Source organism: Chromobacterium sp. IRSSSOUMB001 (assembly GCF_023507765.1).
Classification (GTDB): Bacteria; Pseudomonadota; Gammaproteobacteria; order Burkholderiales; family Chromobacteriaceae; genus Chromobacterium; species Chromobacterium haemolyticum.
In genome coordinates, this window is record NZ_JALCYU010000012.1 from 136,606 (window position 1) to 159,785 (window position 23,180).

At 65.3% G+C, this 23,180-nt stretch carries 21 protein-coding genes; 5 read left to right on the forward strand and 16 right to left on the reverse strand.

The features are described from left to right. Positions 1 to 22 precede the first annotated feature (22 nt). Positions 23 to 805 (forward strand): peptidylprolyl isomerase, encoded by a 783-nt coding sequence (locus tag MOV80_RS16730; RefSeq protein ID WP_019100385.1) that lies wholly within the window; start codon positions 23 to 25, stop codon positions 803 to 805. 256 nt (positions 806 to 1,061) lie between these two features. After that, the gene (locus tag MOV80_RS16735) at positions 1,062 to 2,693 is read left to right on the forward strand and encodes a methyl-accepting chemotaxis protein (protein WP_019100386.1); all 1,632 of its coding nucleotides are present in this window, start codon (positions 1,062 to 1,064) and stop codon (positions 2,691 to 2,693) included. A gap of 224 nt (positions 2,694 to 2,917) precedes the next feature. Here MOV80_RS16735 and MOV80_RS16740 read toward each other — a convergent pair whose 3' ends face one another. Then, the gene (locus MOV80_RS16740) at positions 2,918 to 4,468 is read right to left on the reverse strand and encodes an APC family permease (RefSeq protein WP_118267267.1); all 1,551 of its coding nucleotides are present in this window, start codon (positions 4,466 to 4,468) and stop codon (positions 2,918 to 2,920) included. 340 nt (positions 4,469 to 4,808) lie between these two features. Here MOV80_RS16740 and MOV80_RS16745 point away from each other — a divergent pair, with 340 nt between their 5' ends. Beyond that, positions 4,809 to 5,897, forward strand: coding sequence for a polyamine ABC transporter substrate-binding protein (locus MOV80_RS16745; RefSeq protein WP_118267265.1), 1,089 nt, complete (start codon positions 4,809 to 4,811; stop codon positions 5,895 to 5,897). Positions 5,898 to 5,974: 77 nt separating this feature from the next. On the opposite strand, the gene acnA is transcribed toward MOV80_RS16745, so the two are convergent. Then, on the reverse strand, positions 5,975 to 8,647 hold the full coding sequence (gene acnA, locus MOV80_RS16750; protein WP_118267263.1) for an aconitate hydratase AcnA: 2,673 nt from the start codon (positions 8,645 to 8,647) through the stop codon (positions 5,975 to 5,977). Between the two features lie 327 nt (positions 8,648 to 8,974). Between acnA and fumC the strand changes: the two genes are divergently transcribed. Further along, the gene (fumC, locus tag MOV80_RS16755; RefSeq protein ID WP_019100390.1) at positions 8,975 to 10,354 is read left to right on the forward strand and encodes a class II fumarate hydratase; all 1,380 of its coding nucleotides are present in this window, start codon (positions 8,975 to 8,977) and stop codon (positions 10,352 to 10,354) included. A 67-nt stretch (positions 10,355 to 10,421) separates the two neighbouring features. Here the strand turns inward: fumC and MOV80_RS16760 are convergent, their stop codons facing one another. Then, positions 10,422 to 11,111: an SOS response-associated peptidase family protein gene (locus tag MOV80_RS16760; RefSeq protein ID WP_019101194.1), complete on the reverse strand. Its 690-nt coding sequence runs from the start codon at positions 11,109 to 11,111 to the stop codon at positions 10,422 to 10,424. Between the two features lie 222 nt (positions 11,112 to 11,333). Between MOV80_RS16760 and MOV80_RS16765 the strand changes: the two genes are divergently transcribed. After that, entirely contained in the window at positions 11,334 to 11,855 is a 522-nt protein-coding gene (locus MOV80_RS16765) for an ATP-binding protein (RefSeq protein WP_019101195.1), read from the forward strand. A gap of 99 nt (positions 11,856 to 11,954) precedes the next feature. Here MOV80_RS16765 and MOV80_RS16770 read toward each other — a convergent pair whose 3' ends face one another. The 13 genes from MOV80_RS16770 to urtA are packed head-to-tail and all read right to left on the reverse strand — an operon-like array spanning position 11,955 to position 23,139. After that, positions 11,955 to 12,545, reverse strand: coding sequence for a HupE/UreJ family protein (locus tag MOV80_RS16770; protein WP_019101196.1), 591 nt, complete (start codon positions 12,543 to 12,545; stop codon positions 11,955 to 11,957). Beyond that, a complete protein-coding gene (gene ureG / locus MOV80_RS16775) occupies positions 12,529 to 13,194 on the reverse strand; it encodes an urease accessory protein UreG (protein ID WP_019101197.1) in 666 nt (221 codons plus the stop codon). Before ureG ends, MOV80_RS16770 begins: the two co-directional genes overlap by 17 nt. Before the next feature lie 30 nt (positions 13,195 to 13,224). Further along, positions 13,225 to 13,905, reverse strand: coding sequence for an urease accessory protein UreF (locus MOV80_RS16780; RefSeq protein ID WP_118267261.1), 681 nt, complete (start codon positions 13,903 to 13,905; stop codon positions 13,225 to 13,227). Beyond that, entirely contained in the window at positions 13,902 to 14,396 is a 495-nt protein-coding gene (gene ureE, locus MOV80_RS16785; protein ID WP_019101199.1) for an urease accessory protein UreE, read from the reverse strand. Before ureE ends, MOV80_RS16780 begins: the two co-directional genes overlap by 4 nt. A gap of 9 nt (positions 14,397 to 14,405) precedes the next feature. Beyond that, positions 14,406 to 16,106, reverse strand: coding sequence for an urease subunit alpha (ureC, locus tag MOV80_RS16790; RefSeq protein ID WP_118267259.1), 1,701 nt, complete (start codon positions 16,104 to 16,106; stop codon positions 14,406 to 14,408). Then, positions 16,103 to 16,408, reverse strand: coding sequence for an urease subunit beta (locus MOV80_RS16795; protein WP_043641697.1), 306 nt, complete (start codon positions 16,406 to 16,408; stop codon positions 16,103 to 16,105). The genes ureC and MOV80_RS16795 overlap by 4 nt, the downstream gene beginning before the upstream one ends. Before the next feature lie 10 nt (positions 16,409 to 16,418). Further along, on the reverse strand, positions 16,419 to 16,721 hold the full coding sequence (ureA, locus tag MOV80_RS16800; RefSeq protein ID WP_019101202.1) for an urease subunit gamma: 303 nt from the start codon (positions 16,719 to 16,721) through the stop codon (positions 16,419 to 16,421). A gap of 27 nt (positions 16,722 to 16,748) precedes the next feature. Further along, a complete protein-coding gene (locus tag MOV80_RS16805; RefSeq protein ID WP_249605326.1) occupies positions 16,749 to 17,591 on the reverse strand; it encodes an urease accessory protein UreD in 843 nt (280 codons plus the stop codon). A 3-nt stretch (positions 17,592 to 17,594) separates the two neighbouring features. Beyond that, positions 17,595 to 18,293 (reverse strand): urea ABC transporter ATP-binding subunit UrtE, encoded by a 699-nt coding sequence (urtE, locus tag MOV80_RS16810; protein ID WP_019101204.1) that lies wholly within the window; start codon positions 18,291 to 18,293, stop codon positions 17,595 to 17,597. A gap of 1 nt (position 18,294) precedes the next feature. Next, positions 18,295 to 19,128, reverse strand: coding sequence for an urea ABC transporter ATP-binding protein UrtD (urtD, locus tag MOV80_RS16815; protein WP_043592228.1), 834 nt, complete (start codon positions 19,126 to 19,128; stop codon positions 18,295 to 18,297). 37 nt (positions 19,129 to 19,165) lie between these two features. Next, the gene (gene urtC, locus MOV80_RS16820) at positions 19,166 to 20,266 is read right to left on the reverse strand and encodes an urea ABC transporter permease subunit UrtC (protein WP_118267255.1); all 1,101 of its coding nucleotides are present in this window, start codon (positions 20,264 to 20,266) and stop codon (positions 19,166 to 19,168) included. Positions 20,267 to 20,274: 8 nt separating this feature from the next. Beyond that, positions 20,275 to 21,855: an urea ABC transporter permease subunit UrtB gene (gene urtB, locus MOV80_RS16825; RefSeq protein WP_249605327.1), complete on the reverse strand. Its 1,581-nt coding sequence runs from the start codon at positions 21,853 to 21,855 to the stop codon at positions 20,275 to 20,277. An 18-nt stretch (positions 21,856 to 21,873) separates the two neighbouring features. Beyond that, a complete protein-coding gene (gene urtA / locus MOV80_RS16830; protein WP_118267251.1) occupies positions 21,874 to 23,139 on the reverse strand; it encodes an urea ABC transporter substrate-binding protein in 1,266 nt (421 codons plus the stop codon). Positions 23,140 to 23,180: the final 41 nt, after the last annotated feature.

The following is a 23,180-nucleotide window of genomic DNA, read 5'->3' on the forward strand; positions in this document are numbered from 1 at the left end:
AACCTTCAGGACACCTAAGAATATGCGTAAACTCCTGCTGACCAGCGCCCTCGTCGCCGCCTTCGCCGGCAGCGCCATCGTGGTTGCCGGCCCGGTCGTCAACGGCCAGGCCATTTCCGACGCCCGCATCGACGCCGTGGTCAAGATGATGGAAGCCCAGGGCCAGCCGGCCAACCCGCAAGCGCGCGACATGGTCAAGGATCAACTGGTCACCGCCGAAGTGCTGCGCCAGGAAGCCGTAAAGAAGGGTCTGGACAAATCGCCGGAATTCGCCGCCGAACTGGCCAATATGCAAGCAATGGCGCTGGCCAACCGCCTGATCAAGGACTATGAAAAGTCCAACCCGGTCAGCGACGCCGACCTGAAAGCCGAATACGACAAGCTGGTGGCCAGCGTGCCGGAAACCAAGCAATACCACGCTCGCCACATCTTGGTGAAAACCGAAGCCGAAGCCAAGGCGGTGATCGACGCGCTGAAGAAAGGCAAGTCCTTCGACAAGCTGGCCAAGGAGAAATCCCAGGATCCGGGCAGCAAGGACAAGGGCGGCGACCTGGACTGGCAGGAAGCCGGCACCTTCGTAGCGCCGTTCTCCGAAGCCATGACCAAGCTGTCCAAGGGCGAAGTGACCGCCAAACCGGTGAAAACCGAGTTCGGCTGGCATGTGATCAAGCTGGACGACGCCCGCGTGCAACGCAATGTGCCGGCGCTAGACGACATCCGCCCGCAACTGACCCAGCGTATCATGGGCGGCCGCGTGGAAAAGCTGATCGCCGAACTCAAAGCCAAGGCGCAAATCCAGAAGTAAGCCGCGCGCCGCGGCAAAGCAGACCAAGCGGACCCCGGTCCGCTTTTTTCATACCTATCGCATAAGCCACGTCGCCAGGCCGCCCCCCTGCCCGCCTTGCCATCGCCCCGTCTCATGCCCATGGTTTTTCCGCAGAATCGCAAAAACGTCTCCAAAAATTTTATCCGCTGTCCTATAAGTAATTATTCACTTTTTGATCACTTCATAAATATATTAAATTGGAAGCACCACAATAAAGTCACCACGGGACAAACTGATGAAAAACCTGCGCATTGGACAAAGACTCGCCCTCGCCTTCGGCGCGCTGATCGCCCTGGTGCTGATCATGAGTGTGGTCATGCTCAACGGGCTCTCCTCCATCAGCGACAGCATGGAGGACATCACCGACAACCGCCTGGAATCCCTGCTGATCGTCGCGCAGCTGGATCACCACCTGCAACAACAGCGCATCGGCGCGCGCGACCTGATCATTGAAACCGACCCGGCCAAGATGGCCGAGATCAAGGCACAGACCGACCAGACCATCAAGGCCTTCAACAACGCCGAAAAAGCATTGGAAGACCATTTTGCCAAGTTCCCGCCGATACCGGCCACCGCCGCCCTGCTCAAAGACGTGGGCCAGGCCCAGGCCGCGCTGGACGCGCCCACGCAAAAGCTGATGGCCTTCGCGCTGGCCAACCAGAACAAAGAAGCTGAAGCCTTCATGGTCAACCAGCACCGCCCGCTGATCCACCAGTTGGAACAAAAGGTGGAAGCACTGGGCAAGGCATTGGCGGACCGCGCCCAGGACAGCCGCAAAGATGCCGAAACCAGCGCCACCGCCGTGCGCGCCACCTCGCTGACCATCACCGCCATCTGTCTGGCCGCGGCCGCGCTGATAGGCTGGCTGCTGACCCGCTCCATCACCCGCCCGCTGAACAGCGCGGTGGAAGCCGCGCGCGAAGTGGCCGCCGGCAATCTGCGCATCGAGCTGACACCGGACGGCAAGGACGAGCCGGCCCAGGTCATCGCCGCGCTGGCCGATATGCGCGAGCAGTTGGTGCAAGCCATCGGCAACGTCCAGCAAGGCGCGGAAGAAGCCAATAGCGTGGCCAGCCAATTGTCTGAATCCGCCGAACAAGTGTTGACCGCCTCCCACCAGCAAAGTCAGGCCGCCGCCAGCTCCGCCGCCGCCGTGGAGGAACTGACCGTCAGCATCAGCCACGTGGCCGAGGCCGCTCAGGAAGTACGCGAACACGCTCAAACCAGCCTGGTCACCGCCAAGAACGGCACCGCCCAACTCAGCTTGCTGATCAAGGAAGTCAACAATGTCGAAAAAGCCGTCAACGGCATTGCCGAAGCGGTGAAGAACTTCGTCGCCAACACCCGTAAGATCACCAGCATGACCAGCCAGGTGCGCGACATCGCCGATCAAACCAACTTGCTTGCGCTCAACGCCGCCATCGAAGCCGCGCGCGCCGGCGAACTGGGCCGCGGCTTTGCTGTGGTGGCCGACGAAGTGCGCGTACTGGCCGAGCGCTCGGCTGAATCCGCTAAGGAAATCGACCAGGTCACTCACGTTCTGGGCACCCAGTCGGTGGAACTGGAAGACGCCATCACCACCAGCCTTGCTTCGCTAAGCAGCAGCCAGTCCTTTGTCTCCACCGTGGAAAACGCCTTGCAGGAAGGCGAACAAGCGGTGGCCAAGTCCACCGACAGCACCGGCACCATCGTCAGCGCCGTGCAGGAGCAGAAGCTGGCCAGTACCGAGATCGCGCAGAATATGGAAAAAGTGGCGCAGATGGCCGAGGAAAACACCGCCATCGTCAGCAATGTGGCGGACAGCTCACACTCCATGTCCGACATTGCCCAGCGCTTGCATCAAGCGGTGCGCTTCTTCCGCATCTGAACCGCCTCACCCTCCATGTCGAAGCCGCCCTTCCGGGCGGCTTTTTCATTTGCGCGCGCTCAGCCGGCCCTCAGAGTCTCAGAACCTGTTCAAAATCTCGCGAGCTAAGGCGAGACAAGGCGAAAACGAGCGAAAAAGCGGAATGTACTCGTGGTACATGAGCATTTTGAGCTTGTACTCGCCGTGTAACGCTTCACGACGCGCAGCAGATCGTAAACAGGTTCTCAGATATTTTCGTCGAAACTGAACACCGGTGTGCCCTTCTTCAGCACCTCGCCGCGGAAGAAGGCCGGATATTTACGATACATGTACAGCATGACCAGCAAGCCCGTCAGCGCCACCGTCACGCCCAAAATGAACACCAGGCCCAGGCCGCCGATATGAGAACCGCTGCCAAAGGCCGGGTCCATGCTGTCCAGCGTGGTGCGGATCAGCGCGACGAACAGCAGGATGCCGCCCAAGCCCGGGCACAGGCCGCGCAACAGGAAATGGCGCGCCGAAGTCAGCGCCTGTTTGCGGAAATACCAGACGCAGGCAAAGGCCGTCAGGCCGTAATAGAAGCACACCATCATGCCCAGAGCGGTAATGGTGTCGGACAGCACGTTCTCGCTGACCACCCGCATCACCGCGTAAAACACAGAGGCCACCAGCGCGGACACCACGGTGGCGTAAGCCGGCGCCTTGAAGCGGGACTCCACCACCGCGTACTTGGCCGGCAGAGCTTGATAATGGCCCATCGCCAGCATGGTGCGCGCCGGCGACATAAAGGTGGATTGCAAGGACGCGGCGGAGCTGGACATCACCGCCAGCGACAGCAAGATGGCCGCCGGCCCCATCACCGGCCCCGCCAGCGCGGTGAACACATTGGCCGCGATGGCCGGGTTTGCTAGGCCCGTGGCGTCGGTGCCCACGCCGGCGAAAGACACCACCGCCGCGCTGATCAGCACGTAAGAGCCCACCAGCAGCACCATCACCAGCGTGGCGGCCTTGCCGGACAGATTTGCGCGTTTGTCGCCCGTGGTTTCCTCGCTGATGGTCACCACCGTGTCCCAGCCCCAATAGGCGAAGATGGACACCGCCACCCCGGCGGCGAATTGGGAAAAGCTCTCCACCGCGAAGGGATTGAACCAGCTCCACTCCACCGGTATGGAATACGGATGACCGCCGTCGGCGGCGGCGCTGAACGCCGCCCAAGCGAACCAGGCCAGCACCAATACCTGGAACGACACCAACACATATTGCACCCGCTTGGTGGATTGCAAACCGCGACAGGAAATCCAAGTGGCCACCGCCATGAAGCCGAGGCAGGAGGCGATGTTCACCACCGCGTCGTCAGGCAGCGCCGCGATGTCCGGCCGCTCCAAGGCCTGGCCCAGCGCCAGATACATGAAGTCCACCGCCACCGCGGCGGTGTTGGACAGAACCAGCACCGTGGACACCACCAGCCCCCAGCCGGCGATCCAGCCTATCCATGGCCCAAAGGCCCGCGTGGCCCAGGTGAAGGACGTCCCTGCGTCCGGCATCTCGCGGTTCAGCTCGCGGTAACCTATGGCCACCAACAGCATGGGAATGAAGCTGACGAAAAACACCGCCGGCATCTGCTTGCCCACCTGGGTGGCAGCCGGCCCCAGGGACGCGGTCAGCGTGTACGCCGGCGCGCATACGGAAATCCCGATCACCACCAGCCCGAGAATGCCGATGGAGCCGGCGGGCAAGCCCTTTGCGCTCAAGCCTCCCCCGTCCGGGGCCGGCAAAGCGTTGTCAACATTACGCATGGTGCATCTCCTTTGCTCCGGGACCGCGTCGCTACGTCGGCCCTCGCCTTGTTGTCTTTATGTCCGCGTCGGCGCGCAAGCCCCGGCGCGAATGCGCGCGTCCCGCCGTGTCCGCCGGCCGGCCCCGCTTATGGCAGGACCGCGCGCGTCAGGCGTGGTTGCATGGAGTACGCAGATAATTAACACAAAAACATCAAATGGCAAAAATAATAGACGCCACCCGCTTGGGGAGATATGCTGGCTCGGCAAGATCCGGCCCGCGCCGGCGCCTTGCGCTAGAGCCGGGCCTACCGGCCACACGCATCGCAAGAACCACGCAAAGAGAGAGAAGGAAGAGAATATGAACACTTGGAAGCACGGTCTGCTCGCGCTCGGCCTGACCGGCGCCGGCCTCGCTCAGGCCAATACCGTCAACGTCTACAACTGGTCCGACTACATCGCCCCCACCACCGTGCCAGGCTTTAGCAAGCAAACCGGCGTCAAGGTCAATTACAACGTCTACGACAGCATGGAAACCCTCAACGCCAAGCTGATGACCGGCCGCTCCGGCTTCGACCTAGTGGTGCCGTCCAACAATGTGCTGGGCCTGGGCATCAAGGCCGGCCTGTTTCAGCCGCTGGACAAGAGCAAGCTCCCCAATTACAAGAACATCGACCCGGCGCTGCTGAAAATGATGGAAGTGTCCGATCCGGGCAACAAATACGCGGTGCCGTATTTCTGGGGCGTGATCACCCTGGGCATCAATGAGGAAAAAGTGAAAAAGGCGCTGGGCGGCAAATTGCCGGCCAATGAATGGGACCTGCTGTTCAAACCGGAATACGTATCCAAGCTCAAATCCTGCGGTGTCAGCATCCTGGACTCCCCGTCCGAATTCTTCCCGATGGCGCTGCACTACTTCGGCAAGGATCCGGGTAGCACCAAGGAAGCCGATTATCGCGCCATCATGCCGCAGCTCAACGCCATTCGCGCCAGCGTGACCCGCATTTCCTCTTCGGGCTACATCAACGATATGGCCAGCGGCGAAGTCTGTCTGGCCATGGGATACGGCGGCGACCTCAACATCGCCAAGCGCCGCGCCGTGGACGCCAAGAACGGCGTCAAAGTGGTGCCGCTGATGCCCAAACAGGGCGTGGCCATCTGGGTGGACAGCATGGCCATCCCCAAAGACGCCAAGAACGTGGCCAATGCGCTGTCCTTCATCAACTACAGCCTGGATCCCAAGATCGCCGCGGACAACGCCAACACCGTGACCTTCGCCCCCGGCAGCCTGCCGGCGCGGCAGTTCGTCAACAAGCAGTACTTGAACGACCGCTCCATCTTCCCCAACGCCGAAGACTTGAAAAATAGTTTCATCCAAAAGAGCGTGGGTCAGGAAACCCTGCGCATCTACGGCCGCTTGTGGCAAAACTTCAAGCTGGGCCGCAGCTGAATCCGCGCTGCGCCACCAATGAACAACAGCCGCTTTGAGCGGCTGTTGTTCATTAAGCGCCGTTCAAAATACGGCGCTCAGGCCAGCAACTGCCTCAACACATAAGGCAGGATGCCGCCGTGTTGGTAGTAATCCACCTCCACCGGCGTGTCGATGCGCAGCAGCAAGGGCAGTTCACGTTCGCCCCCGGCTGCGTCGCGGATCAGCAGGCGCACCCGCTGCCGCGGCTCGATACCGTCCTCCAGCCCGCGCAGCTCGAAGGTTTCGTCGCCCTTGAGGCCGGCGGCGCTGTCGCCGTCCAGGAACTGCAGCGGCAACACCCCCATGCCCACCAGATTGGAGCGGTGGATGCGCTCGAAGCTCTTGGCCACCACCGCGCGCACGCCCAGCAGCCGCGTGCCCTTGGCCGCCCAATCGCGGCTGGAGCCGGTGCCGTACTCCTCGCCGGCGAAGATCAGCGTCGGCGTGCCGGCGCGCACATAGGTCATCGCCGCATCGTAAATCGACATCTGCTCGCCGTCCGGCTGCAACAGGGTCAGGCCGCCTTCCACCGGCTTGCCGTCCGCATCCGGCGCAAGCATCAGGTTGCGGATGCGCACGTTGGCGAATGTGCCGCGCATCATCACCTCGTGATGGCCTCGGCGCGAGCCGTAACTGTTGAAATCGCCGGGCGTGATGCCCTGCGCCTGCAGATACAGGCCGGCCGGCGAGCTGGGCTTGATCGAGCCGGCCGGGCTGATGTGGTCTGTGGTCACCGAATCGCCGAAGATCGCCAAGGCGCGCGCGCCGCGGATAGGCGGCTGCGCCGTGGGCTGCATCGCGAAATCCTGGAAGAACGGGGGCTCCGCGATATAGCTGGACGGCTCCCAACCGTAGACCTCGCCCACGCTGGCGGCAATGTCGTTCCACAAGGGGTTGCCGCTGGCAAAATCCTGGTACAGCCGGCGGTAAGTCGCCGCGTCCGTAGCTTGCAGCAAAGCCTCTCCCACTTCCTGCTGGCTGGGCCAGATATCGCGCAGGTACACCGGCTTGCCATCCACGCCAACGCCCAGCGGCTCATGTTCTAGATCGATGTCCACCCGGCCGGCGATGGCGAAGGCCACCACCAGCGGCGGACTCATCAGGAAGTTGGCTTTGATTGCCGGATGGATGCGCGCCTCGAAGTTGCGGTTGCCGGACAAGACCGAAGCGCAGATCAAATCCTGACCGCTGACCTCGTTCTCCAATTCCGGATCCAGCGGGCCGGCGTTGCCGATGCAAGTGGTGCAGCCGTAGGCGGCCACGCGGAAACCCAGTTGCTCCAGCGGCGCCAGCAAATGCGCCTTGCCCAGGTAGTCCGTCACCACCCGCGAGCCGGGAGCCAGCGAGGTCTTGATATGGCTGGCCACGCTCAGCCCTCGCGCCACCGCCTTTTGCGCCAGCAAGCCGGCGGCCAGCATCACCCCCGGGTTGGAGGTGTTGGTGCAGGAGGTGATAGCCGCGATCAGCACCGAGCCGTGCCGCAGCTTGCCGCTGAAACCGCCAGCCTCGTTCTTGCCGTAGCCGCCGGCCTTGGCCGGCTGATGCAAGAGCTCGGTGAAGCGCGGCTTCAGCTCCGGCAAGGCGATGCGGTCCTGCGGACGGCGCGGCCCGGCCACGCTGGGCACCACCATGGCCAGGTCCAGTTCCAACACGCTGCTGTAATCGATCTCGCCCTCTTGCGGCATGCCGAACATCTGCTGCGCCTCGAAATAGCGGCGGAACGCGTCCACCTCCGCTTCGCTGCGTCCGGTGGCGGTCAGATAGGCGGCGGTCTGCTCGTCCGGCGGGAAGAAACCCATGGTGGCGCCGTACTCCGGCGCCATATTCGCCAGCGTAGCCCGGTCCTGCAAGGTCAACGAGGCCGCGCCTGCGCCGTAGAACTCCACGAACTTGCCCACCACCTGCGCCTTGCGCAGCAGCTCGGTGACGGTCAGCACCAAGTCGGTGGCGGTCACGCCCTCGCGCAGCCTGCCCTTCAAATGCACGCCCACCACGTCCGGCGTCAGGAAATACACCGGCTGACCCAACATGCCGGCTTCCGCCTCGATGCCGCCCACGCCCCAGCCCACCACGCCCAGGCCGTTGATCATGGTGGTGTGCGAATCCGTGCCCACCAGGCTGTCCGGGTAATACACGCCGTCCTTGCTCAATACCCCGCGCGCCAGATATTCCAGGTTCACCTGGTGCACAATGCCGATGCCCGGCGGCACCACCTTGAAGGTGTCGAAGGCCTGCATTCCCCATTTGATGAAACGGTAGCGCTCCGCGTTGCGGCGGAATTCCAGTTTCATGTTAAGGTCCAAAGCGTTGTTCTCGCGGAAGTGGTCGACTTGCACCGAGTGGTCCACCACCAGATCCACCGGCACCAGCGGCTCGATGCGCTTGGGCGGCTTGCCGAAGCGCTCGGCCACCGAGCGCATCGCCGCCAGATCGCACAGCAGCGGCACTCCGGTGAAATCCTGCAACACGATGCGCGCCACCACAAAGGGGATCTCCTCGCTGCGCGGCGCCTGCGGCCGCCAGCCCGCCAATTGGCGCACATGTTCCTCGCCGACGTGCTGGCCGTCCAGATGGCGCAGCAAGGACTCCAGCACGATGCGCAGCGACACCGGCAGCCGGCTGACATCGCCGATACCCAGCTCCGCCAGGGCCGGCAGCGAATGAAATTGACAGGACTGGCCCGAGGCCAGGGTAAAGGAACGCAAAGTGGATTCGGAACGAAGCGACATGGTGGACTCCTGTTGAAAGCCAAGATGCAAGCCAAGAACCTGTTTACGATCTGCTGCGATTCGTCAGACGCGACACGGTGAGTACAGTGTCGAAATGCTCATGTACCCCATGTACGTGCCGCTTTCTCCGCTGTTTTCGTCTTGTCTCGCTTTTTCTCGCGAGATCGTTAACACACTCTCAAAGGCCAAAACGATGGGAACACCTCGAAAAGCGGCCAGTCCGAGGTGCTCCGCCTCGTATACAGACCCTGAAACAGGTCAATGGTTCAGCCCTTGCCTTGCATTTGGCATACAATCGAAACCTCATTCCCGTGCGAAAGGCATGCCATGACACACAGAATAGAACACGATTCCTTCGGCGACATCGAAGTCCCAGCCAATGCGCTGTGGGGCGCGCAAACCCAGCGCTCGCTCGGCCACTTCGCCATATCCAACGAAACCATGCCGCAGGAACTGATCCTGGCGCTGGCCCAAGTCAAGCGCGCCGCCGCGTTGACCAACCGCGAGCTGGGCAAGCTGCCTGCGAACAAGGCCGACGCCGTCGTCGCCGCCGCCGACGAAGTGCTGGCCGGCAAACACCCGGACGCCTTCCCTCTGTCGGTATGGCAAACCGGCTCCGGCACTCAAACCAATATGAACATGAACGAGGTGCTGGCCAACCGCGCCTCGGAACTGCTGGGCGGCGAGCGCGGCCCCGGTCGGCTCGTCCACCCCAACGACGACGTCAACCGCGGCCAATCCTCCAACGATATTTATCCCACCGCCATGCACGTGGCCGCCGCACGCGCGGTGCATGACCGGCTGCTACCGGCGCTGAGCCGGCTGCGCGCCGCGCTGGTGGACAAAGCGGCCGCTTTCGCCGACATCGTCAAGATCGGCCGCACCCATTTGCAGGACGCCACTCCGCTGACTTTGGGCCAGGAGCTGTCAGGCTGGGTGGATCAACTGGAGCAAGCGGAACACGCCGTCCGCGCCGCGTTGCCCGGCCTCTACCAACTGGCCGTGGGGGGCACTGCCGTGGGCACCGGCCTCAATACCCACACGGAGTTCGGCCCGCGCGTTGCGGCCGAACTCAACCGCGCTTGCGGCCTGCCCTTTGTCAGCGCCGGCAATAAATTCGCCGCGCTGGCCGGGCACGACGCGCTGGTGCACTCGCACGGCGCGCTCAAGCAACTGGCCACCGCCTTGATCAAGATCGCCAACGACATCCGCTGGCTGGCGTCCGGCCCGCGCAGCGGCCTGGGCGAACTGCTGATTCCGGAAAACGAACCAGGCAGCTCCATCATGCCGGGCAAGGTCAACCCCACCCAGTGCGAGGCGGTGACCATGCTGTGCTGCCAAGTGCTGGGCAATGACGTGGCGCTATCCATCGGCGCCGCTTCCGGCAACTTCGAATTGAACGTGTTCAAGCCGCTGATCGCGCACAACTTCCAGCAAAGCGTGCGCCTGCTCGCCGACGGCATGGACAGCCTCAACCATCATTGCGTGCGCGGCATGCAGGCAAACCGCCCTCGCATCGAGCAATTGCTGGAGCAATCGCTCATGCTGGTCACCGCGCTCAATCCGCACATCGGCTACGACAAGGCCGCCGCCATCGCCAAGCTGGCCCACACCAACGGAGGCACCCTCAAGCAAGCGGCGCTGGAACTGGGTTATGTGACGGCGGAGCAGTTTGACCAGTGGGTGGATCCGAAGGCGATGATCTAAAAACCGGTTCACGCTCTTCCTCGTGATTCACAAGGCAAAGAGGAAGAGCATGAACGACCGCCGACGCTCAGTCGAACAAACCCAATGTACGCGGCAGCGGCTGAGGCGCCGGCTTAGGCCCGCCCTGGCGCGGCGCCAGCGGCGCGTCCTCGGCGCGCATCTCCTCCGCCGGAAACAGCCGCAGCAAGCGATGCGCGTTGTCAGGGCGGCGCGCCGTCAGCCAGACCAGGTAATCCTCCGGCCGCACAATCACCAGCGAACGCTTTTCGTCCTCCGGCTTATGCGTGCGGCGCATCAGCGCGTGCGCCTCGGCGTTTACCGTCAACTGAGTGAAAGCGTGGCTGATTGAGCCATCCGGCTCCGACCACGCCCGCCACAACCCGGCCACCGCGAACGGAGCATCGTCGGCCAGGCCGATTCGCCAGCGCACCGCGCGGCCGGTTTCATACGAAGGTTCGAAGAAGGCCCGCATCGGCACCAGGCAACGCTGACCGGCCCGCCACGGGTAGCGGAAGTTTTTCAGCTCGGCCACGGTTTCCGAGCGCGCGTTGGTGGTGGACAACCGCAGGCCGTCCGGTTGATGGCGTTTGGGCACCAGCCCGTAATTGCCCAGCCGCAGCTCCAGGCCCTGGCGGCCGGCCACGATGAAGGGAGCGGCGTAGTCCTGCCAGGCCTCTTCCTGCCAAACCAGCCCGCCAGGCTCTACGCCGAACAGCGGTAGTTGATCGGGATGGGGACATAGATAGTTGACGCACATCGGCGCAGTTTACCGGATATTGCGGCGGCCGGCCCGCCTCCGCGGTTTGACAAGCAAGCCTCAAGCGGCGACCATAAGCCCACTATGCGCCGTTTCGTCCCCTATGCCAGCCAAGATTGGATTAACGCCCGTTTCGGGGCGGGTTAGCACGCGGCCAGACGAAGCCCGGCAACCCGCCCACACGGCGGGTTTTTTCATATGAGCCACCACCAGGAGACTGCCATGCCAAGCAATGAACAATCCAAAGACACGGCCGCGGCGACGCTGCATCTGGTTTGCGGCAAGATCGCCGCGGGCAAGTCCACCTTGACCCGCAACCTGGCCAAACAAGCTCGCACCGTACTGATCAGCGAGGACGAATGGCTGGCCCAGCTTTACCCTGGCGAGATCCGTACCATGACCGACTACGTGCGCCGCTCGCAGTCGCTCAAACAGGCGCTGACCGCCCACATCGCCGCCCTGCTGCGCCAAGGCCTGTCCGTGGTGCTGGACATGCCGGCCAATACACTGGACAGCCGCCGCTGGATGCGCGAGCTGATCGACGCCAGCGGCGCGGCGCACCAGCTGCACCTGCTGGACGTCAGCGACGAAGCCTGCAAAGCGCGGCTGCGTCAGCGCAACGCCAAGGGCGCCCACCCGTTCAGCGTCAGCGAAGCGGAGTTCGACCACATCACTCGCTACTTCGTGCCGCCCAGCCCGCAGGAAGGCTTCAACGTAGTCGCCCACAGCAACGCGGAGGCCTGAACCGGCCCCTGGCCGTCTCAGCGGAAAACGCCGGCTTGCCGGCGTTTTTTCATTGACAAGATGGCCGCTTACCCGCCGGCGCCCTGCCTTGCCGCGCTATTAGACCCAGCCGCCCAGCATCAGCGCTCCGCACAGGGCGATGCCGCCGCCGACAACGCGGCCCAGCCGTTCGCCCAGCGCAAAGCGCGCTTCCGTTTGTCCCAACAACAAGCCGGCCGCGTGCAATAGGCCGGAAGCCAGCACGAAACCGGCGGCGTAAGCCAAGCCGGAGGCGTCGTGCGGCATCTCCTGACCATGGGCGATGCCATGCAGCAAGGCGAAACCGGCAATCGCCGTCAAGGCCAGCCCCCGTCGCGGCTGCAAGGCGAAGGCCAGCAGCAAGCCCAGCGCGATCACGCTGGCGGCGATGCCGCTTTCCAGCGCCGCCGTGCTCACGCCCAGCCAACCCAGGACGCCGCCAACGGCCAGCAAAGCCATGAAGGTCAGCGGTCCTTGCCATCGGACCGCGCCGCCCAGCCGCCACGACCACAAGCCCACCGCCAGCATGGCCAAGAGGTGGTCCAGCCCGCCAAGCGGATGCGCCAGGCCGCTGGAGAAACCGGCGACGGCGTGACCGGGGTGAGCCTGGGCCAGCCCGCTGACCAGCAATATGGCCAGCGCGGCCGACAGAGGTTTACGCAAGAGAGTCATTTTCGGCTCCTGAGACGTTGAGTTGCAGCATGCCCTGGGTTTCGACAAAGGCGATGATGTCGGCCAAACCCTGACCAAGCTTGAGATTGGAAAAAACGAAGGGCCGCTCGCCGCGCATGCGGCCGGCGTCGCGCGCCATCACGTCCAGCGAGGCCCCCACCAACGGCGCCAGATCGATCTTGTTGATCACCAGCAGGTCCGACTTGCAGATGCCCGGCCCCCCCTTGCGCGGAATCTTGTCGCCGGCGGACACGTCGATCACGTACAGCGTCAGATCGGACAACTCCGGGCTGAAAGTGGCGGCCAGGTTGTCGCCGCCGCTTTCGATGAAGATGATATCCAGGCCGGGATGACGGGCGTTCAGCCGCGCCACCGCCTCCAGGTTGATCGACGCGTCCTCACGGATGGCGGTGTGCGGGCAGCCGCCGGTTTCCACGCCGATGATGCGGTCCGCCTCCAGCGCTTGATGCTGGACTAGGAATTGCGCGTCTTCTTGGGTGTAGATGTCGTTGGTCACGGCGGCGACATTGTATTTATCGCGCAGCGCCGCGCACAGCGCCCAGGTCAGGTGGGTCTTGCCGGAGCCCACCGGCCCGCCTATGCCCACCCGCAACGGCCCGCGGCCCTTGGCGAGTCCTGTTGTGTTCATCGCTTTCTCCTTGAGATCGCGGCCGCCGGCTCAAGACCGGAACAGCCTGCTGTACTGGGTTTCATGCTTCATCGCCGCCCAGGCGAGGCCAGGGGCGAAATTGCTCAGTTGTTCCGCCGGCATCCGTCTCGCCTCCGCGCCGGCCGCGGCCACGGCCGGCAACAGCGCCGACAACAATTGCTGGCCGGCCGTCTGCCCCATCGGCATCGCCTTGAGCAGAACCGTGACCTGGTTTTCCAGCCAGCCCCATAGATACGCGTCCACCGTGCCGGCCTCGTCCACGCCCAAGGCGCGCGCCGCCTGCGCCCATACCGCCGGCAGCGCCAACTCCGGCTGCTCCAGGCCGGCCGGCCACGGCAAAGCGGCGCACTCCGGCAGCGCTTGCAGCAAGCGGCGCAGCGAATACCCCATCTGCACGGTTTCCTGCCTCAATTCGCGGCTGTCTCGGCTGGCCAGCAATTGCTGATTGATCCGCGCCAGCGCCGGTTGATCGTCGGCGGCCAGCGCGCGCCAGGCCTGAGCCAGCAGAGCGGCTTCAAAACGGGCCAGCGGTCCTTGCAACACATCGCCCAGCCAGGCGGCGGCGCTGGCGGCGTCATGCACCAGGCCCAGCTCCAGCGCGCTCTCCAGCCCTTGCGAGTAGCTATACGCGCCGATAGGCAGGCCCGGACTGGCCAGCCGCAGCAGTTGCAGCCGCGACAGCGCGCTCATGCCGCGCCGTACTGATGCAGCCGCGGCGGATATTGGAAGGCCGCCTCTTTGCCGTGGGAGTGATGATGGCCGCCACCGTAAGCGCCGGCCTCCGGCTGAAACGGCGCGTCGATTTTTCGCACCTGCGCGCCCATCTGCTCCAGCATCCGCGCCAGCACCTCGTCGTCCAGCAGCCGCAGCCACCCATCGCCCACTTGCAGATGCACATGGCGGTTGCCCAGGTGGTAAGCAGCGCGGGTCAAGGCCATGGCGTCGGCGCAACTGACATGCAGCAAGGCTTCCGGCGCGGCCACTACCCGCACCCGGCGACCATCCTCTGCCTGCAGCACTTCGCCGTCGGCCAGCGGCGGCCCCGGCTCCAGAAACAGCCCGCAGTCTTCTCCGGCGGCGCTGCGGGTGCGTAGCCGGCGCTTGCCGCGCAGTTCGCAACTCATCAGCAGCTCATCGTCCCAGGCGCTCGCATCATCGGCGCGGCGTGTCAGCAGCAACATGGCATCCTCTCAAAACAAGAAATAGCGCTGCGCCAGCGGCAGGCGCTCGGCCGGTTCGCACCACAGCAGTTGGCCGTCGGCGCGCACCTGATAGTTTTGCGGGTCCACCTCGATATGCGGCAGATAATCGTTGTGGATCAGGTCCGTCTTGCGCAGATGGCGGCAGCCGCGCACCGCCACCAAGCGCTTGTGCAGGCCCAGTTCCGCGCCGATGCCGGCCTGCAGCGCCGCCTGCGATACAAAGGTGACGCTGCCGCGCGCCACCGCCGCGCCGCAGCTGCCGAACATCGGCCGGTAGTGCACCGGCTGCGGCGTTGGAATGCTGGCGTTGGGGTCTCCCATCGCGGCGGCGGCGATCACGCCGCCCTTGAGGATCAGACTGGGCTTGACCGCGAAGAAGGCAGGCCGCCACAGCACCAAATCCGCCAGCTTGCCGGGCTCGACGCTGCCCACCTCATGGGCGATGCCGTGGGTCAACGCCGGGTTGATGGTGTACTTGGCCAGATAGCGCTTGACCCGGAAGTTGCTGTGGCCGGGGCCGTCGCCCGGCAAGGGGCCGCGCTGGCGCAGCATCTTGTCCGCGGTCTGCCAGCAGCGCAGTATGGTTTCCCCCACCCGCCCCATCGCCTGGCTGTCCGAGGACATCATCGCGAAGGCGCCCAGGTCGTGCAGGATGTCCTCTGCGGCGATGGTCTCGCGCCGGATGCGGCTTTCGGCGAAGGCCACGTCCTCCGCGATGCCCGGGTCCAGGTGATGACACACCATCAACATGTCCAGGTGCTCGTCTATGGTGTTGACGGTGAACGGCCGGGTGGGGTTGGTGGAGCTGGGCAGCACATTGGCGTAGCCGCAGGCTTTTATGATGTCCGGCGCGTGGCCGCCGCCGGCGCCCTCGGTGTGATAGGTGTGGATGGCGCGGCCCTTGAACGCGGCCAGCGTGGCTTCGACGAAGCCGGATTCGTTCAGGGTGTCGGTATGGATCGCCACTTGCACGTCCATCTCGTCCGCCACCGTCAGGCAGTTGTCTATCGCCGCCGGGGTGCTCCCCCAGTCTTCGTGCAGCTTGAGGCCGATGGCGCCGGCGCTCACTTGCTCCCGCAGCGGCTCCGGCAGGCTGGCGTTGCCCTTGCCGGTGAAGCCCAGGTTCATCGGAAAGGCCTCCGCCGCTTCCAGCATCCGCGCCAGATGCCATGGCCCCGGCGTGCAGGTGGTGGCGTTGCTGCCGGTGGCCGGCCCGGTGCCGCCGCCTATCATGGTGGTGACGCCGGACATCAAGGCTTCTTCGATCTGCTGCGGGCAGATGAAATGAATGTGGCTGTCGATGCCGCCGGCGGTGACGATCATGCCTTCGGCGGCGATGATTTCAGTAGCGGCGCCGATGACGATGTCGACGCCGGGCTGAATATCCGGGTTGCCGGCCTTGCCGATGGCGGCGATGCGGCCGTCCTTGAGGCCGATGTCGGCCTTGACGATGCCCCAGTGATCCAGGATCAGCGCATTGGTCAGCACGGTGTCGGCCACCTCCGCCGCCAGCCCCTGCCCTTGACCCATGCCGTCGCGGATCACCTTGCCGCCGCCAAACTTCACCTCCTCGCCGTACACGGTGTAGTCGCGCTCCACCTCCACCCACAATTCGGTGTCGGCCAAGCGCACCCGGTCCCCGACGGTGGGGCCGAACATCTCGGCATACGCCTGCCTGCTGATTTTCATAAGCCCCCCATTACCCGGCCCTGAAAGCCGAACACCCGCCTCAGGCCGGCCAGCTCCACCAGTTCCACGCTGCGGGTCTGTCCCGGTTCAAAGCGCACCGCGGTGCCGGCCGCGATGTTCAGCCGGCAGCCGCGGGCGGCGGCGCGGTCGAACTGCAAGGCGTCGTTGGTTTCGGCAAAGTGATAGTGCGAGCCCACCTGGATAGGCCGGTCGCCGGTATTGGCCACCGTCAGCGTCACGGTGCGGCGGCCGGCGTTGAGTTCGATCTCGCCTTCGGCGGCCTGGATCTGTCCCGGAATCATCGCGGCGTCCTCATACAATGGGCTGGTGGACGGTGACCAGCTTGGTGCCGTCCGGGAAAGTGGCTTCCACCTGAATATCGGCGATCATCTCGGCCACGCCGTCCATCACCTCCTCGCGGCCCAGCAGCGTGGCGCCGTAATGCATCAGCTCCGCCACGCTCCTGCCGTCGCGCGCGCCCTCCATGATGGCGGCGCTGATGTAAGCCACCGCCTCCGGATAGTTCAGCTTCAGGCCGCGTGCGCGGCGGCGCTCCGCCAGCAGGCCGGCGGTGAAGATCAGCAGCTTGTCTTTTTCTCTGGGCGTCAATTCCATCGTGAAGTCCCATTTCTCATTGAAGGGTCAAGTCGCCCAGATGCGCGGCTCCTGCGCCGCGCGGCCATGGGTGAACGGGTAAAGCAAACGCCGGGCCCGCCGCAGCCAATGATGGGCGGCTTCGGCGCTGTCCCCGATGAAGCGCGCCAGCCAGACATCCGGCAACTGGCTGGCGGCGGCGCGGCCCGTCAGCGGCAGTTCCAAGATCGCCTGGTGCAAGGCCGCCGGCAGCGCCGGCCCGGCCCACAGCAGCAGGCCGGCCACGGTCTGGCCGCCCATCCCCGCCGCCGCGTCCAGCATGCGGTCCCCGCCGGCCAAGGCGGCGCGCTCGCACCAAATCAGCCGGCCGTCGCGTTCAATGTCCAGGCTTTGCCGCCAGCGGCCGCGGTCGAAACGCTCGCCGCAGGCCGGACGCCCCAGGCAGAGCACATCGCCGTACAGCAGCGCGGCGTCGCCCTGCAGCCGGACGCGGCCTTGCAAGCTCACCTCCGCGCCGGCGAACAGAATGGTTTCCAGCGGCAGCCATTCCAGCCGCGCGCCGGGGGCCAAGCTCAGCTCCAGCCGCTGGCTGGCCGGGCGGCCGAATCCGTCGTACCACTTGGCGGCGCCGGGGCTGGTCAGCAGCGCGTCCGCGCCCTCCTCCAAACTCACCGCCAGATTCAGGCTGTCGCCGCCCGCCATGCCCCCCGGCGGGTGCACGATGATGTGCTGGCACTGGCCGGCGGCGTCGATGAAGTGGCGTTGCACCCTCAAAGGGCCGCAATGCCGGCGCCGCACCGGAATGGTGCGCCCGTCGCGGCGCTGGTAAGCCAGTTCCAGTTCGGCGGCCCAGGGCGGCGGCAGGCCGACAGCGGCGGAGTCGCGGCGCATCGCTCAGATCGCCAGCAGTCCGCGCACGCCGTCCGCCTGCATGTCCCCGCCCAGGCCGCTGCGCACCACTTCGCCGCGCGCCATCACCAGATAGCGGTCCGCCAGCGCTTCGGCAAAGTCGTAATACTGCTCCACCAGCAAAATGGCCATCTCGCGTCCAGCCGCCAGTTGACGGATCGCCGCGCCGATCTGCTTGATGATGGAGGGCTGAATGCCCTCGGTCGGCTCGTCCAGCATCAGCAGCGACGGCCGCCCTACCAGCGCGCGGCCAATCGCCAATTGCTGCTGCTGGCCGCCGGACAGGTCGCCGCCCCGGCGGCCGCGCATCTCGTCAAGCACCGGAAACATCTCGAACACGCTGTCCGGCAAGCGCCGCCCCGCCCCGCCGGAGAAGCGAGCCAGCCCCAAACGCAGGTTTTCCTCCACCGTCAGCCTCGGAAAGATTTCGCGCCCCTGCGGCACATAGGCGATGCCGCGCGCCGCGCGCTGATGCGGGGCCAGCGCGGCGATGTCCTCGCCGCGCCAGAGCATGCGCCCGCCGCGTATCGGCAATTGCCCGCTCAGGCATTTGAGCAGCGTGCTCTTGCCCGCGCCGTTGCGCCCCAGCAGGCAGGTGATCTGCCCAGTCTCGGCGCGCAGGCTGATACCGCGCAGGATGCGGCTGCCGCCGTAATACTGTTCCAGTCCGTCGATTTCCAGCATGTCAGCGCCCCAGATACACTTCGATCACCCGCTCGTCCGCCTGCACCTGCCGCAGCGTCCCCTCCGCCAGCACCGCGCCTTCGGCCAGCACCGTCACCTTGCCGCCCAGGCTGGCGACGAAATCCATATCGTGCTCCACCACCATCAGGGAGTGCTCGCCCTTCAGGCTCAGCAGCAGCTCCGCGGTCTGCTCGGTTTCGGCGTCGCTCATGCCGGCCACCGGCTCGTCCAGCAAGAGCAGCTTGGGTTGCTGAGCAAGCAGCATGCCAATCTCCAGCCATTGCTTTTGGCCGTGCGACAGCAGGCCGGCCAGCCGGCCGCGCTGATCTTGCAGCCGCACCCGTTCCAGCAGCTCGTCGATGCGGCGGCGCGGAGCCGCGCCCAGCCGCGCGCGCAGGCTGGCGCGCACCGATCGGTCCCCGGCCAGCGCCAGCTCCAGGTTGTCCGTCACCGTCATCGCCTCGAATACCGTGGGCTTCTGGAATTTGCGCCCTATCCCCAGTTGGGCGATTTCGGCCTCGTCGTGCCGGCGCAGGTCTATGGTCTGGCCGAAGAACACGCTACCGGCGTCGGGCCGGGTCTTGCCGGTGATCACATCCATCATCGTGGTCTTGCCGGCGCCGTTGGGGCCGATCACCACCCGCAATTCGCCGACGGCGATCGACAGCGTCAAGCGGTTCAAGGCGCGGTAACCGTCGAAATCAACTATGACATCGTCAAGATATAATATCTGTCCGTGCCGGATGTCCAGTCCCGGCGTCAATGGACGGGACAAGCCCACCGCCTCGCCCTCCCACTGTCCGCGCGGAGCAGGATTTTCGCTTGTTGCATTCATGTCGCATATCCGGAAAATAAATAAGCGCGCGGCGGTTTCACGCGCCGCGGCCTCGCGCCAGCAAACCCATCAAGCCGCGCGGCAGCAACAGGGTGCCGGCAATGAATAAGCCGCCCAGAAAGAACAGCCAGTACTCCGGCAAGGCCACGGTAAACCAGCTCTTGGCCGCATTGACCAGCACCGCGCCCAGCACCGGGCCAATCAAGGTGCCGCGGCCGCCCACCGCCACCCAGACGGCGGCCTCTATCGAGTTGCCCGGCGACATCTCGCCCGGATTGATGATGCCGGCCTGCGGCACGTACAAGGCGCCGGCCAGCCCGCACAGCATGGCGGACAACACCCATATCGCCAGCTTGTAATCCTGCGGCCGATAACCGCAGAACATCAGCCGCGATTCGGCGTCGCGCACCGCGGTGAGAATGCGGCCGAACTTGCCGCGCATCAGCCAGAACGCCCCCAGCAAAGACAGCGACAGCAGTAGCGCGCTGAGGATGAACAGCCAGGCGCGGGTGGCCGGCTCGGCAATGCCGAAGCCCAGGATGCGCTTGAAACCGGTAAAGCCGTTATTGCCGCCAAAACCGGTCTCATTGCGGAAGAACAGCAGCATCGCCGCGTAGGTCAGCGCCTGGGTGATGATGGAAAAATACACACCGCGAATGCGGGAACGGAAAGCCAGCCAGCCAAAGCCCAGCGCCAGCAGCCCGGGCGCGCCCACCGCCAGGCACAAGGCCCAGCCCAGGTGCTCGCTGCCCTGCCAGAACCACGGCAGCGCCCGCCAGTCCAGCGACACCATGAAATCCGGCAGCGTGCTCTGATAGACGCCATCGTTGCCGATCTGCCGCATCAGATACATGCCCATGCCGTAGCCGCCCAGCGCGAAGAACAAGCCGTGGCCCAGGCTGAGCAAGCCGGCATAGCCCCAGACCAGGTCCAAAGCCAGCGCCAGCACCGCGTAGCACAGAATCTTGCCAGCCAGGGTCAGAACATAAGCCGACACCCGCCAGCCGCTGTCCGCCGGCGCGAACACATGCAGCAAGGGCAGCGCCAGCAAGCCGAGCCAGACCAGGGCCAACGCCGCCGCGCCCCAGCGCCTGCGGCTCAGGCCGGACAAGAGCCCCAAAGAGTAAGGAAGATGCATGGCGGCTCCTAATCCACGGCCCGGCCCTTGAGGGCGAACAGGCCTTGCGGACGTTTTTGGATGAACAGAATGATGCCGGCCAGGATCAGAATCTTGCCCAGCACCGCGCCCAGCGCCGGTTCCAGCAGCTTGTTGGCCACGCCCAGGCCCAGCGCGCCCCACGCCGCGCCGGCCAACTGGCCCACGCCGCCCAGCACCACCACCATGAAACTGTCGACGATATAGCCTTGGCCCAAGTCCGGGCCGACATTGCCTATCTGGCTCAGCGCCACCCCGCCCAGGCCGGCGATGCCGCTGCCCAGGCCGAAGGCCAGCATGTCCACCCGCCCGGTCGCCACGCCCAGGCTGTCCGCCATGCTCCGGTTCTGGGTCACCGCGCGCACAAACAGACCCAGCCGGCTGCGGTTCAGCGCCAGCCAGACCAGGCCCAGCGTCAGCGCGGAGAACACAATGACGGCGATGCGGTTGTAGGGCAGCGTCAGCGCCGGGCTCAAGACCCAGCCGCCGGTCAACCAGCCGGGATTGGCCACCGCCACGTTCTGCGCGCCGAACAGCGTTCGCACCAACTGCATCAGCGCCAAGCTGATACCCCAGGTGGCCAGCAGCGTTTCCAGCGGCCGGCCGTAGAGATGGCGGATCACCAGCCGTTCCAGCGCCATGCCCACACCGGCGGTGAACAGGAAGGCCGCCGGCAACGCCAGCGCCAGATAGGCGTCGGCGGCGGCCGGCCAGCGGCTTTGAAACAGGCTTTGCGCCGCATAAGAGACATAGGCCCCCAGCATCAGCATCTCGCCGTGCGCCATATTGATCACGCCCAGCAAGCCATAAGTGATGGCCAAGCCCAACGCCGCCAGCAGCAGCACCGAGCCCAGGCTGAGGCCGGCGAAGGCCGCTCCCAGTAAATTGTCCACCTGCATGCTGGCGCGGATGGCCGCTTGCGCACTCGTCGCGGCGTCGCGCACCCCGGCGTCGCTTTCGCTGGCGGCGTCGGTCAAGGGCGCCAGCAAGGCCAAGGCGGCCGGATCGCCGCTGTCCGCCAGCGCCGCGGCGGCGGCTCTCCGCTGCGCCGGGTCCGGGCTGGCCAGCGACAAGCGGGCGCACGCTTGCTCCAACGCGCGCCGCAACTCGGCGTCGCTCTCCCGCGCCAGCCGGTTCCGCAACAAGGGCAGCAAGGCCGGGTTGGCGCTGTCCGCCAGCACACGGACCGCGGCCAGCCGCCGGACAGCATCCGCAGCGGCCAGTTCGTCGACCGCGTGAAACACCGCCAAAGCGCCGCGCAGCCGGTTGTTCAGCGGCAGCGGCTCCAGACTGGCGGCGTCGCCCGCCGCCGGCTGGCCGGACACCGCATCGCCGAGCGCGCCGTCCGGCCGCAGCCACAACACGCGCCGGCCATCGGCGGACTGTAACAGCCGGCCCTCCTCCAACGCGGCCACCGCCGCGCGGCGCTCCGCGTCCGGACGCGGCGCCCAGCTTTCAATCAAGCCGGCGCGCTCGGCCGGATCGGCGCCGGCCAGGTCGGCCAAGGGGCCGGCGCCGGCCGCCGCGCACCACAGCGCCAGCGCCCAAGACAAGGCTTTACACCAGGACATCGCGGACTCCTTCTCGGCTCACTTGCTCTTCACCGGGGCATCCGGCCGTTTGTCGTTGCCTGGGAGGTACGGACTCCACGGCTGTGCGCGCACCACGCTCCGGCTTTTCCACACCACCGAGAACTGCCCGTTGGGCTGAATCTCGCCAATCATCACCGGCTTGCGCAAATGGTGGTTGCGGGCATCCATCTCCAGCGGATAGCCCGACGGCGCGTCCAGGCGCATCCCGGCCAGGGCCTTGCTCACGGCGGCCACATCGGTGCTGCCGGCCTTGCGCGCCGCTTGCGCCCATAGCCGGATGCCGACGTAGGTCGCCTCCATCGGATCGTTGGTCACCAGCTTGTCCGCCCCGGCAATGCCCTTCTTGCGCGCCCAGGCGCGGTAGTCCGCCGTCCATTTGGCATTGACCGGGTTCTTAACGCTCATGAAGTAATTCCAGGCCGCCAGATGGCCGGCCAAGGGCTTGGCGTCCATGCCCTTGAGCTCCTCCTCTCCCACCGAGAACGCCATCACCGGCACCTCGGCCGCTTTCAGACCCTGATTGCCCAGCTCTTTGTAGAACGGCACATTGGAGTCGCCGTTGATGGTGGACACCACCGCGGTCTTGCCGCCGGCGGCGAACTTCTTGATATTGGCGACGATGGTCTGGTAGTCGTTATGGCCAAACGGGGTGTAGGCCTCTTGGATGTCCGCGTCCTTGACCCCCTTGGTTTTGAGGAAGGCCCGCAGAATCTTGTTGGTGGTGCGCGGGTAGACATAATCGGTGCCCAGCAGGAAGAAGCGCCGCGCGCCGCCGCCCTCCTTGCTCATCAGGTACTCCACCGCCGGAATCGCCTGCTGATTGGGCGCCGCGCCGGTGTAGAACACGTTGGGCGACATCTCCTCGCCCTCGTACTGCACCGGGTAGAACAGCAAGCCGTTCAACTCCTCGAACACCGGCAGCACCGATTTGCGCGACACCGAAGTCCAACAGCCGAAGGTCACCACCACCTTGTCTCGGCTCAGCAATTGGCGCGCCTTCTCCGCAAACAACGGCCAGTTGGAAGCCGGGTCCACCACCACCGGCTCCAGCTTTTTGCCCAGCACCCCGCCATCGGCGTTGATCTGGTCGATGGCGAACAGCGCCATATTCTTGAGCGAGGTTTCGGAAATGGCCATAGTGCCGGACAGGGAGTGCAGCACCCCCACCTTGATGGTGCCGGCGGCAAGGGCCGGCGCGGCGCCGAGGCCGCCCAGCGCCAGGCTCAGCGCAAGGGTAGGCAAGACATGAGGGCGAATGAACATGGGAAGCTCCTGGGACGATCCTGAAACGCCGGGAGGCCGTC

Excerpts from the sequence above, each read along its gene's own strand:
- MOV80_RS16730 (WP_019100385.1), top strand. The coding sequence starts at position 23 with ATGCGTAAACTCCTGCTGACCAGCGCCCTCGTCGCCGCCTTCGCCGGC.
- MOV80_RS16735 (WP_019100386.1), top strand. The coding sequence starts at position 1,062 with ATGAAAAACCTGCGCATTGGACAAAGACTCGCCCTCGCCTTCGGCGCG.
- MOV80_RS16740 (WP_118267267.1), bottom strand. The coding sequence starts at position 4,468 with ATGCGTAATGTTGACAACGCTTTGCCGGCCCCGGACGGGGGAGGCTTG.
- MOV80_RS16745 (WP_118267265.1), top strand. The coding sequence starts at position 4,809 with ATGAACACTTGGAAGCACGGTCTGCTCGCGCTCGGCCTGACCGGCGCC.
- acnA (WP_118267263.1), bottom strand. The coding sequence starts at position 8,647 with ATGTCGCTTCGTTCCGAATCCACTTTGCGTTCCTTTACCCTGGCCTCG.
- fumC (WP_019100390.1), top strand. The coding sequence starts at position 8,975 with ATGACACACAGAATAGAACACGATTCCTTCGGCGACATCGAAGTCCCA.
- MOV80_RS16760 (WP_019101194.1), bottom strand. The coding sequence starts at position 11,111 with ATGTGCGTCAACTATCTATGTCCCCATCCCGATCAACTACCGCTGTTC.
- MOV80_RS16765 (WP_019101195.1), top strand. The coding sequence starts at position 11,334 with ATGCCAAGCAATGAACAATCCAAAGACACGGCCGCGGCGACGCTGCAT.
- MOV80_RS16770 (WP_019101196.1), bottom strand. The coding sequence starts at position 12,545 with ATGACTCTCTTGCGTAAACCTCTGTCGGCCGCGCTGGCCATATTGCTG.
- ureG (WP_019101197.1), bottom strand. The coding sequence starts at position 13,194 with ATGAACACAACAGGACTCGCCAAGGGCCGCGGGCCGTTGCGGGTGGGC.
- MOV80_RS16780 (WP_118267261.1), bottom strand. The coding sequence starts at position 13,905 with ATGAGCGCGCTGTCGCGGCTGCAACTGCTGCGGCTGGCCAGTCCGGGC.
- ureE (WP_019101199.1), bottom strand. The coding sequence starts at position 14,396 with ATGTTGCTGCTGACACGCCGCGCCGATGATGCGAGCGCCTGGGACGAT.
- ureC (WP_118267259.1), bottom strand. The coding sequence starts at position 16,106 with ATGAAAATCAGCAGGCAGGCGTATGCCGAGATGTTCGGCCCCACCGTC.
- MOV80_RS16795 (WP_043641697.1), bottom strand. The coding sequence starts at position 16,408 with ATGATTCCGGGACAGATCCAGGCCGCCGAAGGCGAGATCGAACTCAAC.
- ureA (WP_019101202.1), bottom strand. The coding sequence starts at position 16,721 with ATGGAATTGACGCCCAGAGAAAAAGACAAGCTGCTGATCTTCACCGCC.
- MOV80_RS16805 (WP_249605326.1), bottom strand. The coding sequence starts at position 17,591 with ATGCGCCGCGACTCCGCCGCTGTCGGCCTGCCGCCGCCCTGGGCCGCC.
- urtE (WP_019101204.1), bottom strand. The coding sequence starts at position 18,293 with ATGCTGGAAATCGACGGACTGGAACAGTATTACGGCGGCAGCCGCATC.
- urtD (WP_043592228.1), bottom strand. The coding sequence starts at position 19,128 with ATGAATGCAACAAGCGAAAATCCTGCTCCGCGCGGACAGTGGGAGGGC.
- urtC (WP_118267255.1), bottom strand. The coding sequence starts at position 20,266 with ATGCATCTTCCTTACTCTTTGGGGCTCTTGTCCGGCCTGAGCCGCAGG.
- urtB (WP_249605327.1), bottom strand. The coding sequence starts at position 21,855 with ATGTCCTGGTGTAAAGCCTTGTCTTGGGCGCTGGCGCTGTGGTGCGCG.
- urtA (WP_118267251.1), bottom strand. The coding sequence starts at position 23,139 with ATGTTCATTCGCCCTCATGTCTTGCCTACCCTTGCGCTGAGCCTGGCG.